At 71.7% G+C, this 13,554-nt stretch carries 13 protein-coding genes; 11 read left to right on the forward strand and 2 right to left on the reverse strand.

All coding sequences use genetic code 11. The features are described from left to right. Nucleotides 1–150 precede the first annotated feature (150 nt). Both OG992_RS04415 and OG992_RS04420 read left to right on the forward strand, forming a co-directional pair. Nucleotides 151–345 (forward strand): CsbD family protein, encoded by a 195-nt coding sequence (locus OG992_RS04415; RefSeq protein ID WP_088989634.1) that lies wholly within the window; start codon nt 151–153, stop codon nt 343–345. A gap of 655 nt (nt 346–1,000) precedes the next feature. Next, nucleotides 1,001–1,663 (forward strand): polysaccharide deacetylase family protein, encoded by a 663-nt coding sequence (locus tag OG992_RS04420; protein ID WP_145788528.1) that lies wholly within the window; start codon nt 1,001–1,003, stop codon nt 1,661–1,663. A gap of 3 nt (nt 1,664–1,666) precedes the next feature. Here the strand turns inward: OG992_RS04420 and OG992_RS04425 are convergent, their stop codons facing one another. Continuing rightward, nucleotides 1,667–2,611, reverse strand: coding sequence for an NADP-dependent oxidoreductase (locus OG992_RS04425; RefSeq protein WP_266302445.1), 945 nt, complete (start codon nt 2,609–2,611; stop codon nt 1,667–1,669). A 113-nt stretch (nt 2,612–2,724) separates the two neighbouring features. On the opposite strand from OG992_RS04425, the gene OG992_RS04430 reads away from it, so the two are divergent. The 3 genes from OG992_RS04430 to OG992_RS04440 are packed head-to-tail and all read left to right on the forward strand — an operon-like array spanning nt 2,725 to nt 4,942. After that, nucleotides 2,725–3,273, forward strand: a complete 549-nt coding sequence (locus tag OG992_RS04430; RefSeq protein ID WP_266302446.1) for a TetR/AcrR family transcriptional regulator — start codon at nt 2,725–2,727, stop codon at nt 3,271–3,273. Between the two features lie 47 nt (nt 3,274–3,320). After that, complete coding sequence (locus tag OG992_RS04435; protein ID WP_266302447.1) at nt 3,321–3,884, forward strand: RNA polymerase sigma factor; 564 nt, start codon at nt 3,321–3,323, stop codon at nt 3,882–3,884. After that, complete coding sequence (locus OG992_RS04440) at nt 3,884–4,942, forward strand: hypothetical protein (protein WP_266302448.1); 1,059 nt, start codon at nt 3,884–3,886, stop codon at nt 4,940–4,942. Before OG992_RS04435 ends, OG992_RS04440 begins: the two co-directional genes overlap by 1 nt. Nucleotides 4,943–4,997: 55 nt before the next feature. Here the strand turns inward: OG992_RS04440 and OG992_RS04445 are convergent, their stop codons facing one another. After that, a complete protein-coding gene (locus tag OG992_RS04445) occupies nt 4,998–6,389 on the reverse strand; it encodes a KamA family radical SAM protein (RefSeq protein WP_266302449.1) in 1,392 nt (463 codons plus the stop codon). A gap of 153 nt (nt 6,390–6,542) precedes the next feature. Between OG992_RS04445 and OG992_RS04450 the strand changes: the two genes are divergently transcribed. The 6 genes from OG992_RS04450 to OG992_RS04475 are packed head-to-tail and all read left to right on the forward strand — an operon-like array spanning nt 6,543 to nt 13,246. Beyond that, the gene (locus tag OG992_RS04450; protein WP_266305149.1) at nt 6,543–7,592 is read left to right on the forward strand and encodes a zinc-binding alcohol dehydrogenase; all 1,050 of its coding nucleotides are present in this window, start codon (nt 6,543–6,545) and stop codon (nt 7,590–7,592) included. Between the two features lie 4 nt (nt 7,593–7,596). Then, complete coding sequence (locus OG992_RS04455; RefSeq protein ID WP_266302450.1) at nt 7,597–9,162, forward strand: amidohydrolase; 1,566 nt, start codon at nt 7,597–7,599, stop codon at nt 9,160–9,162. Further along, nucleotides 9,159–10,718: a lysine 5,6-aminomutase subunit alpha gene (locus tag OG992_RS04460; RefSeq protein WP_238685576.1), complete on the forward strand. Its 1,560-nt coding sequence runs from the start codon at nt 9,159–9,161 to the stop codon at nt 10,716–10,718. Before OG992_RS04455 ends, OG992_RS04460 begins: the two co-directional genes overlap by 4 nt. After that, on the forward strand, nt 10,715–11,464 hold the full coding sequence (locus OG992_RS04465; RefSeq protein WP_266302451.1) for an OAM dimerization domain-containing protein: 750 nt from the start codon (nt 10,715–10,717) through the stop codon (nt 11,462–11,464). Before OG992_RS04460 ends, OG992_RS04465 begins: the two co-directional genes overlap by 4 nt. Beyond that, nucleotides 11,461–11,868 carry a hotdog domain-containing protein gene (locus OG992_RS04470; protein ID WP_266302452.1) on the forward strand — a complete coding sequence of 136 codons (408 nt, stop codon included), beginning with the start codon at nt 11,461–11,463 and terminating at the stop codon, nt 11,866–11,868. Before OG992_RS04465 ends, OG992_RS04470 begins: the two co-directional genes overlap by 4 nt. Before the next feature lie 40 nt (nt 11,869–11,908). After that, on the forward strand, nt 11,909–13,246 hold the full coding sequence (locus OG992_RS04475; RefSeq protein ID WP_266302453.1) for a glutamate mutase L: 1,338 nt from the start codon (nt 11,909–11,911) through the stop codon (nt 13,244–13,246). Nucleotides 13,247–13,554 lie beyond the last annotated feature (308 nt).

Here is a 13,554-nt window from a genome sequence, read left to right on the forward strand (position 1 = left end):
GTTAACCATCGTGGGGCGGTGCCGACAGGAGACCCTCCCACTACCCATCTTCCTAGGATGCCTTAGCGGGTGTGCCGACCGGCACTGCCGGTTTCGGCACCCGGAGACCGGGCAAGCGAGCCAGGACAACCGCCAGACCGAGGAGGCGCGATGAGCTTCACCGAGAAGGCAAAGAACAAGGTTGAGCAGATGGCCGGCGCCGCGAGGGAGCGCGTCGGCGACATGACCGACAACGAGCGGATGCGTGGCGAGGGCGCCAGCCAGCAGAGCGACGCGCGCGCCAAGCAGGCCGGTCAGAACGTCAAGGACGCTGGTCGCAACGTGAAGGACTCGTTCACGAAGTGACCTGAGCGGTCCACGGGTCCCCGGGCGCACCGTCGCCCGGGGACCCGTCGTGCTGCGTTCCCTGGTGCTGGCCGCGTTGGCCTCTTTCCTGCTGGGCGTGGCGGTCACCATGAACGCCCCGCTCGGCCCTGCGTGGCCAACTGCGGTGGCGGCCTCGGCACCCTCTCGGGCGGGAGAACTCTTGGTGAGCCATATACCTGGGAGTCATATTTATGCCTCTGAGGTATATCGCTTACCGGAGCGGCACCGCCCCGACGCGCGACGCGCGCAAGGCCCGCGTCGCCAGGGGCCACTGCCTGCTCTGGACGAGGTGGGCGAGGTGCGTCCGCCGGCGTTCGGGACGGTGCGCGCGGGACAGTGAGGCGCTTTCGCGTCTGCGATGATCTGCGGCGTGATCCGACCCCGCCTCCGCCCATTGTGGTGCGGCGTACTGGTTGCGGCTGCCGTTGTCGGCAGTGTCGCGTGCACGGCCTCCCGGGTTCCACCGCCGGAGGGGCCGGTCTTCGTCGGCTCGTCCGCCTCCGCGGCCGCGCCGTCGGCCGGCGCCTCGCAGGCGGTTCCGACGCCGACGGCTCCCACCACCCCACAGAGTGCCCCGACGCCGACGGTTGCGGCTGCTGTCCCGGGGGCGACGCGGGTGGGGAGCAGGGCGCCGGTGGTGGATCACGGGCCGCGCACCGGTGCCACTGTCGCGCTGACCTTCGACGCGGACATGACCGACGGGATGTTGGCCAGCCTGCGGGCCGGGCGGGTGAAGTCGTACGCGAACCTGCGCATCCTCGACCTGCTGGAGCGCGAGCAGGTGCCGGCGACGTTCTTCCTGACCGGCAAGTGGGTCAAGCGGTATCCGGACGTGACCCGGCGGATCGCCGGCAACCCGCGCTTCGAGTTGGCCAACCACACCTACGGGCACGCGGCGTTCACCGCCGACTGTTACGACCTGCCCCGGCTGCCGGTCGACGAGCTGGCCGGCGATGTGGCGAAGACGTTCGAGGTGATCGCGCCGTACGGGGGTCGGCAGACCCGGTACTTCCGGTTTCCGGGGTTGTGCCACGACGCGGCGGCGTTGGACGCGTTGGCGCCGCTGGGTGTGACGGTGGTCGACGGGGATGTGGTGAGCGGCGATCCGTTCGCGACGGCGTGGAAGCCGTTGGTGCGGGCGGTGTTGGACCACGTACGCCCCGGCTCGGTGGTGATCATGCACGTGACCGAGGCGAACGCGGCGATGACGGATGAGGCGTTGCCGCACATCCTGGCCGGGTTGCGGGAGCGAGGGCTGGTGCCGGCGCCGTTGTCCGAGGTGCTGGCCGAGGGCTGAGGCTCAGCTTTCCTGCACGTCGTCGACGGTCAGGACGATCTTTCCGCGGCGGGATCCGTGCTCGGCCGTCTGGTGCGCGTCGTCCGCCTTCTCGAGCGGGAAGGTCGCTTCGATGGGCACCCTGAACCGGCCCTCGGTGAACAGTTCGGCTGCGGCGGGCAGGCCGTGGCGGCCGTCGGGTTCGCCGGCCAGTTGCCCCATGGACAGTCGGACGCCGTGGGTGGGCGCGGTGAAGTCGGCAAGGGTGAGCACCGCTGTCGGGTCGCCGGTGAGGTGGAGCAGTTCGGGCAGGGACCCGGCGCCGGCGACGTCGAGGGCGCGGTCGATCCGGGTCACGCCCAGGGCGTCGAGGCGGCCTGTGAGGTCGGGGCCGTAGGTGACCGGTGTCGTCCCGAGCTGGCGGAGGAAGTCGTGGTTGTCGGCGCGGGCGGTGCCGATGACGTGGACGCCGCGGGCGGTGGCGAGTTGGACGGCGGTGCTGCCGACGCCACCGGCGGCGCCGTCGACGAGGAGCGTCATGCCGGGCCGTAGGTCCAGCACGTCGAGGGCACGGGTGGCGGTCTCGATGCTGGTGCCCGCCGCGCCCGCCTGGGCCCAGGGCATGGCGGTGGGCTTGTGCGCCCAGAGCTGTAGTACCGCGAACTGTGCGCTCGCGCCGCCGAGTCTGGCCAGCTCGACTATGCCGAAGACATGGTCGCCGAGGGTGACCCCGTCGACGTCGTCGCCGATCTCGTCGACGATGCCGGCCGCGTCGACGCCGGGGATGTGTGGCAGCGGCAGTTGGGCGCTCATCGGGGTGCGGCCGGAGCGGAGGCCGATGTCGACGGGGGAGACGCCGGCGGCCTGGACGCGGATGCGGATCTGGCCGGCCCGGGGCCGTGGCGCGTGAGTGGTCCCGAGGTGCAGTACCTCGGGGCCGCCGAACCGGTCGTACTGCACGGCGAACATCAGGGGCTCCTCTGCCTGGGAAGACGGGGTGATGGTCGTACCGTAGGCCGGAAACGGAGCGGCCGTTCCGCTGTGGGGTCAAGTGAGAGGGAGGGCGGTCGGAGATGTCTCAGATGCAGCGTGCCGATGCCCGGTTCAACCGTGACCGGGTGGTGGCGGCGGCACGGGAGGCGTTCGCGTCGGCGGGGCTCGAGGTGCCCATGCGGGAGGTGGCGCGACGGGCGGGGGTAGGTGTGGCGACCCTGTACCGGCACTTCCCGACGCGTACGGAGTTGGTCGCGACGGTCCTGGCCGAGCGGGTGGACGACTGCGGTGTGCGGATGCGCCGCGCGCTCGACGACCCGGACCCGTGGCGGGCGTTGTCCGGCGTGGTGCGCGAGTTCGCCGAGCGGCAGATCCACGACCGGGCGCTCAACGAGGCGTTGTTGGGGCCGGGTGAGGTGAGTGCGGCGTTTCAGCGGGAGCGGCGGGAGCACGCGCAGGCGTTGAACGTGCTGGTCGGGCGGGCCCGGGCGGCGGGTGTGCTGCGCGACGGCGTCGACGTGGACGACGTGCGGGCCGGCCTGCTGGCCATCGCGTCGCTACGGCGGTTGCCGGCTACGACGAGTGCCCAGGTGATCGGTAGGGTCGCCGATCTGGTGCTCGCCGGTCTCCGCGCCTGACCGGTGCGGGCTGTTACGGTTGTCGTCACACCGGACATGGACTGGATGTGAGCTCAGGGACAGAGCAGGACGAGGACCGCTTCCGGCGGGTCTACGCCGAGGACTTCGAGGCGCTGTTGGCGTACGCGTTGCGTCGGGTCGCGCATCCGGAGGATGCGGCTGACGTCGTCGCGGAGACCTTCCTGGTGGCGTGGCGTCGCCGGCAGGACATTCCGGAAGGCGGTGAGGCTCGGCTGTGGCTGTACGGGGTGGCCCGGCGGGTGTTGGCCAACCAGCACCGTGGTGGTGTTCGGCGGCAGCGCCTCGGTGAGCGGTTGCGCCAGCAGATCGTGGTTTCGGTCGCCGATCCGGGGAGTGAGGTGCCGGAGCGGCTTGCGGTTCGGGCGGCGTTGGCGGGTCTGGCTGAGGTGGACCGGGAGGTGCTGATGCTGACCGTCTGGGAGGGTCTGCGGCCGCATGAGGTGGCTGCGGTGCTGGGGGTGGGTTCCACCGTGGTTCGGACCCGGTTGTTGCGGGCGCGGGCGAGGTTGCGGGGGCTGGTTGGTGACGACCCGGGGCCGCCCGGACATGTGCTGGATGTGTTGACCGCGCCTACCCGTACGGAGGACTGATGAGCGGCGATGAGCGTGTTGACCGGCTGGTTCGGGATGCCGACCCGGGTGGGCTCGGTGGCGTCGGGGACCTCGCAGGGGTGAAGCGAGCCCTCTTGGAGGAGATCGTGTCCGAGTCGGGGGTCGAGGGCGGTGCCGGTATTGCGCGGCGGCGGTTGCGGGTGCGTCGCTTCGCGGGCGTGGTGACGGCGGCAGCGGTGCTCATGAGCGTCGTGCCGGCCTCCATGGTGTTGCGGGGGCAGGCCGAGGGCGGTGGGGTTTCTCCGATTGTCACCCCGGCCGAGGGGGTCGTCTTTTCGCCGTTGGTGCTGGGGGCGGCGGAGCGGAACCCGCGGCTGCTGATCGATCGGCCTGGCTGGAAGGTGACTGATCTGTCGGGTTTCACCGAGGAGCTGGGCATGATCCGTTTTCGCCGGGGTGAGCGGGAGTTGGAGATGAACTGGTTTTCGGCGTGGGTGTACACGTATCGCTATTCCGATCGGCTGGCCGACGGTCCTCCGAAGTCGGTGCGGGTCGCTGGTTGGCCGGGTGATCTGTTCCAGAACCTCAACGGTGATTTCACGGTGCTGTTGCGTCCCCACGACGACGTGGTGGTGGAGATGAGCACCTCCGGGAACTGGTCGCGTGAGGACCTGGACAGGGTTCTCGCGGACATCGTCCGGGTGGACGCGCGGACGTGGTTGGCCGCGCTTCCGGCGGAGATGGTCATGCCGGTGGGGGAGAGGGCGGCGAAGGTGCTCGCCGATGTGCCGCTGCCGCCCGGGTTCGACGTCGCGGCGCTGGAGGACATCGGCGTGAGTGACTCGTACCAGTTCGGTGTGGGTGTGACGTCCCGGGTCGGCTGCGGGTGGATCGCGGAGTGGCAGCGGGCGAGGGCGAGTGGGGACGAGGCCGGGGTGCGGCGGGCCGCCGACGCGTTGCGGAGCAGTCACGGGTGGCGGGTGCTGCGGGACATGGACAAGGCCGGCGACTGGCCGGAGGTGTTCTGGGAGTACGCCGACGAGATTTCGGCTGGGACCCTGCGACCCTCCTACGTCCCGGGCTTGGGCTGCCAGTGACGGAAGACAGCGGCGCCCCCGGGAAGACCACCCCGGGGGCGCCGCTGTCGGTGGGTCAGTCGTCGCGGTGGTCGTGCCACCACTGCTGGCCGCCCTCGGGCAGGGTGTCGATCGGGTCGTAGTAGGCGTAGCGCTTGTTGAGCGCCTCCAGGTCGGCGGATTCGATGGAGGTGCGGTAGTTCTTCGTCCAGTAGGAGATGCCGCGTTCGCGGTCGTAGTCGGTGAGCATGTGCACCCAGCGCTTGCCGACGAAGGGGACGTCGCAGACGATGCGGGGGGTGGCGTAGCCGGGCAGGTAGCCCATGATGTCGTGCTGGAGTTGTTGGGCGTGCCAGACCGGAACCCGCCAGTGTTCGGCGTTGGGGATCATGTCGCACATGTAGAAGTAGTACGGCAGGATCCCGGCTTCGCCTTGGAGGGCGAAGCAGAGGTCGAGCAGTTCCGGGGTGGTGGCGTTGACGCCGCGCATGAGGACGCCCTGGTTGCGGACGTCGCGGACGCCGACGTCGAGGGCGGTCTGGGCGGCCTTGGCGACCAGTGGGGTGAGCGACTGGGCGTGGTTGACGTGGGTGTGGATGGCGAGGTTGACGCCGCGGCGGGCGGCGGTGCGGGCCACCCGCTCCAGGCCCTCGACGACGTCGGGCTGCAGCCAGTGTTGGGGTAGGCCCATGAGGGCCTTGGTGGCGAGCCGGATGTCGCGGACCGTGTCCAGTTCCAGCAGGCGCATGAGGTACGACTCGAGGTTGCGCCAGGGGACGTTGGCCACGTCGCCGCCGGAGACGACCACGTCGCGGACGCCGGGGTGGGCCTTGAGGTAGGCGATGTGGGCGTCGTAGCGGTCGACGGGCTTGAGGGTGAGTTTGAGTTTGTCGACGGCGGGGGTGGAGTTGCCGACGAGGTCCATGCGGGTGCAGTGCCCGCAGTACTGGGGGCAGGTGGAGAGCAGCTCGGCGAGGACCTTGGTGGGGTAGCGGTGGGTGAGCCCTTCGGCGACCCACATGTCGTGCTCGTGGAGGCTGTCGCGGCTGGCGTAGGGGTGTGAGGGCCAGTCGGTGCGTCGGTCGGAGGCGACCGGGATCATGTAGCGGCGGATGGGGTCGGCGAGCAGCGCCTCGGTGGTGAGGGTCGCGAACGGCACCATCGTGTTGATCATTTGTGGTGGCACCAGCATGGACATGGTGGCCAGGGCCAACTGGTCGGCCTCGAGGTCGGCGTAGAAGGTTTCGTCGATCAGGTCACCGAAGACGGCGCGGAGCTGCTTGATGTTCTTGACGCAGTTGACGCGCTGCCACTGGGCGGATTCCCACTGGTCGCGGGTGACGTGGCGCCAGCCGGGGAAGCGGGTCCAGTCGGGTTCGACCAGGGGGCGGCGGTGGTATTCGTAGGGCTGCCCGGCGGTCGGTGTGGCGGCCGGGACGTGACGGGGGTGCGGGATGGTCTGGGTCACGGCCCCTCCTCGGTGTTGCGGCTGATCATCGAAGCCCGAAGGCTACTGGAAAATATTCGGTACAGAAACTAGTCTGCCGTAAGTTTTCCCGTTACGCGAGCCTTGACCGGGGCTTCGGACGGCTGTCAGGGGGAGGTTGGCGTGACGTCACCGGTGGGACTGCACCGCGTCGTGCAACCGGCGGGGGTGCTGCCGCAGGCGGCCTGGCGCCTGGACACGTCGGCGGCGATCGCGCCGAACGAGGTGCGGATCCGGGTGCAGCGGCTCAACCTGGACGCGGCGAGCTTCCGGCAGTTGTCCGAGAAGCACGGCGGGGACGGTGACGCGGTCCGCGCCGAGGTGCTGGAGATCATCGCGACCCGGGGGAAGATGCAGAACCCGGTGACCGGTTCCGGCGGGATGTTGATCGGCACGGTCGAGGAGGCCGGTCGGCGGTCTCCGCTGGGGCTGAGAGCGGGGCAGCAGGTCGCGACGCTGGTGTCGTTGACGTTGACGCCCCTGGTGATCACCGATGGGTTGGCCCGTTGGGACGGGCGCAGCGAGCAGGTGCCCTGCGACGGGTGGGCGATCCTGTTCGCGCGCTCCATCGCCGCTGTGCTGCCCGACGGCGAGGACCCGCAGTTGTCCCTCGCCGTGCTGGACGTGTGCGGGGCGCCCGCGCTGACCGCCCGGGTGGTGTCGCGCTACGTCGAGGAGCGTCGGCGTAGCGGTGATCCGACGCCGGTGCGGGTCGCGGTGATCGGTGGGGCGGGTAAGAGCGGGTCGCTGTCACTGGCGGCGGCGCGACGGGCGGGCGCCGCGCGTACCGTCGGGGTGGTGCCGGTGGCGGCCGAGCGCGATGCGCTGACGGCCGCCGGTCTGGCGTCGGTGGTGGCGTTGGCCGACGCACGTGACCCGGTGGGGTTGTCCACCGCGGTGACCACGGCGCTGGGGGTGCCGGCGGACGTGACGGTGGTCTGCGTGGACGTGCCGGGGTGTGAGCACGGGGCGGTGCTGGCCACCGCCGACGGCGGGACGGTGATCTTCTTCTCGATGGCGACGAGCTTCTCCGCGGCCGCGTTGGGCGCGGAGGGGTTGGCGGCGGATTTGACGATGCTGGTGGGCAACGGGTACGTGCCGGGGCACGCGGAGTTGGCGTTGGGGCTGCTGCGGGCCGAGCCTGGGGTGCGTCAGCTGTTCGCGGCGCGGGTCGCGGCAGACTGAGGTCATGACGAACCCCTCGACGTTGTATCGCGGCGGCGTGCTGCACTGCCCCGCCGACCCGAGCGCCACCGCGCTGCTGGTGTCCGGTGGGCGGATCGCCTGGTTGGGGACCGACGGTGACGCGCCGCCGGCCGACCGGGTGGTGGACCTGGGCGGGGCGTTGGTGACGCCGGCGTTCGTCGACGCGCACGTGCACGCCACCGACACCGGGTTGGCGTTGTCCGGGTTGGCGTTGTCCGGGGTGCGTTCGGCGGGGCAGCTGCTCGACGCGGTGGCGGGGTTCGCGGCGGGTCTGCCGGCGGACGCGGTGGTGCTGGGGCACGGCTGGGACGAGTCGGGTTGGTCGGATCCGACGTTGCCGGACGCCGCGGCGCTGGACCGGGCCGCCGGTGGCCGGCGGGTGTACCTGTCGCAGGCGTCGATCCACTCGGCGTTGGTGTCGTCGGCGTTGCTGGCGGCGTGTCCGCAGGCGGCGCAGGTGGCCGGGTACGACGCGTCGGGCTGGTTGCGGCGCGACGCGCACCACGTGGTGCGGGCGGCGGCGCAGGCGTCGGTGAGTCGGGCGCAGCGGGTCGCGGCGCAGCGGGTGGCCCTGGGTCACGCGGCGTCGTTGGGGATCGCGGCGGTGCACGAGTGTGGTGGCCCGGAGATCTCCGACGAGGAGGACTTCACCGGTCTGCTGGGCATCTCCGGCGCGGGGTTGCCGGAGGTGTACGGGTACTGGGGTGAGTTGGGTGGCGCGGCGCGGGCCCGGGAGTTGGGCGCGGTCGGCGCCGGTGGGGACCTGTTCGCCGACGGGGCGTTGGGCTCGCGCACGGCGCACGTGTCGCGGCCGTACGGCGACGGTGACGGCTGCGGGCACGGGTACCTGTCGGTCGAGCAGGTGCGCGATCACCTGTTGGACTGCGCGGCGCACGGCATGCAGGGTGGTTTCCACGCCATCGGTGACGCGGCGATCGGCACCGTCCTGGACGGGTTCGCGGCGGCGGCGCGGACGGTGGGGGTGGAGCGGTTGCGCGCGGCCCGGCACCGCATCGAACACGCGGAGATCATGAGTAAGGCGTTGATCGCGCGGTTCGTGGAGTACGGGGTGGTGGCGAGCATGCAGCCGGCGTTCGACCGGTTGTGGGGCGGCGCGGGCCGGATGTACGAGACGCGGTTGGGGTTGGACCGGGCGTTGGAGTCGAACCCGATGGGTGCGATGCACTCGGTGGGGGTGGCGTTGGCGTTCGGGTCGGATTCGCCGGTGACCGCGCTGGACCCGTGGGGTTCGGTGCGGGCGGCGGTGGCGCACCACAACCCGGCGCAGCGGATGGGTGTGCGCTCGGCGTTCGCGGCGCATACCCGGGGCGGGTGGCGGGCGGTGCACCTGGACGTCGAGGGGGTCCTGGCGTTGGGTGCGCCGGCGACGTTCGCGGTGTGGTCGACGCCGGCGGGGGTCGAGCGGGGTCTGCCGGTGTTGCAGGCCGAGGACCCGGAGGCGCGGGGTCCGGACGATCCGACGCCGTTGCCGGTGTGCCGGCGTCTGGTGCTGCGTGGTGAGGTCATCTACGAGGAAGGGTCATCATGACCGGAAAGCTTGATCTTGATCCGGTGCTGGTGGCGCGGGCGCGGGAGTTGGCGCGTCGGGCCGGGCAGCCGGTGGTGGACTTGGCGCGCAGCCACACCACGGTGTCGGTGGAGCGGGCGGTGCTGCGGTTGGCCGGGGTGACCGGCGCCGACCCGGATGGCATTCCGTGGGTGAACCGGCTGGTCGACGCGGTCGCCGCGGACGTGGGGTTGGGTCACGGGGTGGCGGTGCCGGTGTTCGACGCCCTGGTCCGTGAGGGCAGCACCGACGTGACGTTGCTGGCGCAGAAGGCGGCCGCCGGGTCGGTGCGGTTCGCCCTGCCCACCGGGAGGGCGGCCACGGCGGCCCGGTCGGCGGCGCGCAAGGCGGTCGGCGCGGGCATTCGGCGCATCGACCGGCGGCGCGCCGAGCGGGACCGGCTGGTGAAGCGCCACGGCGACCCGGCGCAGCGACCGTGGATCTACCTGATCGTCGCCACCGGTGACATCTACGAGGACATTCCGCAGGCGCAGGCGGCGGCGCGCGCCGGCGCGGACGTGATCGCGGTGATCCGGTCCACCGGGCAGTCGTTGCTGGACTACGTGCCCGAGGGCGCGACCCGGGAGGGGTTCGCCGGCACGTACGCCACGCAGGAGAACTTCCGGCTGATGCGCGCGGCGTTGGACGAGTCGTCGAAGGAGGTGGGCCGTTACGTGCGGTTGACCAACTACGCGTCCGGGCTGTGCATGCCGGAGATGGCGACGCTGGCCGGGTTGGAACGCCTCGACATGATGTTGAACGACTCGATGTACGGGATTTTGTTCCGCGACATCAACCCGGTGCGCACGTTCGTCGACCAGCGGTTCTCCCGGCAGGTGCACGCCCGCGCCGGGATCATCATCAACACCGGTGAGGACAACTACCTGACCACCGCCGACGCTGTCGACGAGGCGCACACGGTGACGGTGTCGCAGTTGCTCAACGAGTTCTTCGCCCACGAGGCGGGGCTGGCGGACTGGCAGTTGGGGTTGGGGCACGCGTTCGAGATCAACCCGGAGGTGCCGGAGTCGTTCCGGTTGGAGTTGGCGCACGCGTTGCTGGCCCGGGAGTTGTTCCCCGACGCCCCGTTGAAGTGGATGCCGCCGACGAAGCACATGACCGGTGACGTGTTCCGGGGCAACCTGCTCGACGGGTTCTTCAACCTGGCCGGCGCGCTGACCGGTCAGGGCATCCTGCTGGTGGGGATGATGACCGAGGCGGTGGTGACGCCGTGGTTGTCCGACCGGGACATCGCCCTGCAGAACGTGCGTTACGTCCTCGGCGCGGCAGGTGGGCTGCACGAGGACTTCGTGCCGGCGCCGGGCGGGTTCATCCGCCGCCGCGCCAACCAGGTCCTCGGTGAGGCACTGGACCTGCTGGAGCGCATCGGGGAGCAGACGCTGCTCACGGCGATCGCCGAGGGCACCTTCGGGATCATGAAGCGGCCCGCGGACCGCGGCAAGGGCCTGTCCGGGGTCGCCGCGCACGAGGCCGACTACTGCAACCCGGCCACCGACATCCTGGAGGCCGCCGCGTGAGCAAGCAGATCGTGCGCCCGTACGGGGACACCACCGGTGACGGGATGGTGCAGGTGTCGTTCACCCTGCCGGTGACCCACGACAAGCGCGCCGAGGGCGCGGCGGTGCAGTTGGCCAACAAGATGGGCATCGACCCGGCGATGGTGGTGCACGCCAAGCCGATGGGCGACGGGTTCACGTTCTTCGTCGTCTACGGGCGGGTCAACCACCTGGTCGACCTGGGCGCCGTGCAGGTGGTGGAACGCGACTTCGCGCTGCTGTCGGCGAAGGACGTCAACACCGTGATCAAGCAGCGGTTGCGGCGCAAGCTGTCAGTGGTCGGGGCGTGCATCGGCACCGACGCGCACACGGTGGGCATCGACGCGATCCTCAACGTCAAGGGCATCGCGGGGGAGAAGGGCCTGGAGTACTACCGGGAGTTGAAGGTCACCAACATGGGCGCGCAGGTCAGCGTGCCGGAGTTGGTGGAGACCGCCCGGGCGGAGAAGGCCGACGCGGTGCTCGTGTCGCAGGTGGTCACCCAACGCGACGCGCACCTGCACAACACCCGGGAGATGTCCGCCGCGTTCCGGGAGGCGATGCCGGCGGGGCGGCGTCCGCTGCTGATCGTCGGTGGTCCCCGCTTCGACGAGTCGATGACCGACGAGTTGGGCGTGGACCGGATCTTCGGTCGCGGCACCACGCCCGGCGAGGTGGCCAGCTACCTCGTGCACGCCCTGATCACGCAACGGAAGGCGATGGCATGACCGACGCACGGCTCGGGTTGACGGTGACGCACCGGCGGTATGTGCCGTACTCGCACGCCCACTACGCCGGCAACCTCGTCGACGGGGCGTACGCGCTGGGGTTGTTCGGCGACGTCGCCACCGAGGTGTGCATCCGCACCGACGGTGACGAGGGCCTGTTCGCCGGGTACGCCGATGTGCGCTTCCACGCGCCCGTGCACGCCGGGGACGTGGTGGAGGTCACCGCGCGGGTGTCGCGGGTGGGCACCCGCAGCCGCACCCTCGAACTGGAGTGCGCGGTGGTGTGCCGGGGCCGCCCGGACCGCTCCGCGTCCGCCGCGGAGGTCCTCGACCCGCCGATCGTGGCGGTCACCGCGACCGGCGCCGTGGTCGTCCCCGCCGCCAGCGTGAGTCGCGAGGAGTGAGCCGGGGTTGCGAGCCCCGCAGTCGCGAACAGGGAAGCTCGTGACCCTGGCGGTCTGCGCCGACGTCGGTTCCACGTACACGAAGGTGGCGGTCGTGGACCTGGCCGCCGGTGTCCTGGCCGGTGCGGCGTCGGCGCCCACCACTGTGGGCACCGACGTGTTGCACGGCCTGGACGCCGCGGTCGCGGCGGCCACCGCCGGGCTCGGCGTGCGCGACGTGCCGTGGTACGTGTGCTCGTCGGCCGGTGGTGGGCTGCGCCTGGCCGTGATCGGCTACGAGCCGCTGGTCACCGCGCAGGCCGGCCGGCGGGTCGGGTTGTCCGCCGGCGCGCACGTGGTGCACGTCGCGGCCGGACGGCTCGGCGCCGCCGACCTGACGGCGTTGCGGGCGGCCCGCCCGGACGTGGTGCTGCTCGTGGGCGGCACCGACGGCGGCGACGCCGACACGGTCACCCACAACGCCACCCGCCTGGCCCGGGCCCGGTGGCGCCGGCCCGTGGTGTACGCGGGCAACGCCGACGTGCGCGAGCAGGTGACCGGGCTGCTGCGTGACGCCGGGGTGCCGGTCACCGACGCCGACAACGTCCTGCCGCGCATCGGGGTGCTCGCCCCGGCGTCGGCGCGGGCGGCGATCCGCGCGGTGTTCCTGCGCCACGTCATCGGTGGTAAACGACTGTCGCGGGGTGCCCGGTTCGCGCGGCTGGTGCGGGCGGCCACCCCCGACGCGGTGCTCACCGGTGTGGAGGTGCTCGCCGACACCCTGGGCGGTGACCTGGCCGTCGTCGACGTGGGTGGGGCCACCACCGACGTGTACTCGGTGCTCACGCCCGACGAGCGGGCCACCGGGCCGGGCCGGGAGGTCGCCGGCAGCCTGTGGCGGGCCCGCACCGTGGAGGGCGATCTGGGCATGCGGTGGAGCGCCCCCGGGGTGGTGCGGGCCGCCGCGGAGGAGCGGCTGCTCACCGACGGCGAAGCCGACGACCTGGGTGCCGCCGCGGCGCGGCGGGCGGCCGACCCGGCGTTCCTGGCCGTCGACGACGTCGAGCGGGCCGTGGACCGGCGCATCGCCACCCTCGCCGCGACGGTGGCGCTGCGCCGGCACGCCCGGGGCGCCGCCACCGGTGAGCGGGCCGGGAGGGACCTGCGCGACGTGCGGATGCTGGTGGGCTCCGGTGGGGTGCTGCGGCACTCGCCGCCGGACGTGTCCGGGCAGGTGCTGACGGCGGTCCTGGCCGACCACGCCGGCGGGTGGGCGCTGCCGCGCGCCGCCGCGGCGGTGGTCGACGCCGACTACGTGTTGGCCGCCGGAGGGCTGCTCGCCGAGGAGCACCGGGGGGCGGCGCAGGCGCTGCTGCGTCAGCATCTGCGGACGCATTGAGACTCGCCGACCCGACACGCCGTGTCGCAACACACGACAGGCCGGCTGCGGGTTGACAACCGACGGGGGTCGGCACGTACCGTCTTTGAGTCCTACCACGGGAAGCGGCTGTTGTTCGCTTCGTCCCTTCGTCCGCTGGCCGAGCGACATTTTTGAGCATCATCGTCGCGGCGGCCAGGTCCAGCGGGCGGGGGTCGGCGGGGCGGCGCGAACCGGCCGCGGTTACCGGTGTACGGGCAGGGTGAGGTGCACGGCCAGTAGACAACGGCCCGGCGGGGGCAGCCAGTCCACGTCCGGTCGGTCCGAAG

The organism is Micromonospora sp. NBC_00362 (genome assembly GCF_026342155.1).
Classification (GTDB): domain Bacteria; phylum Actinomycetota; class Actinomycetes; order Mycobacteriales; family Micromonosporaceae; genus Micromonospora; species Micromonospora hortensis.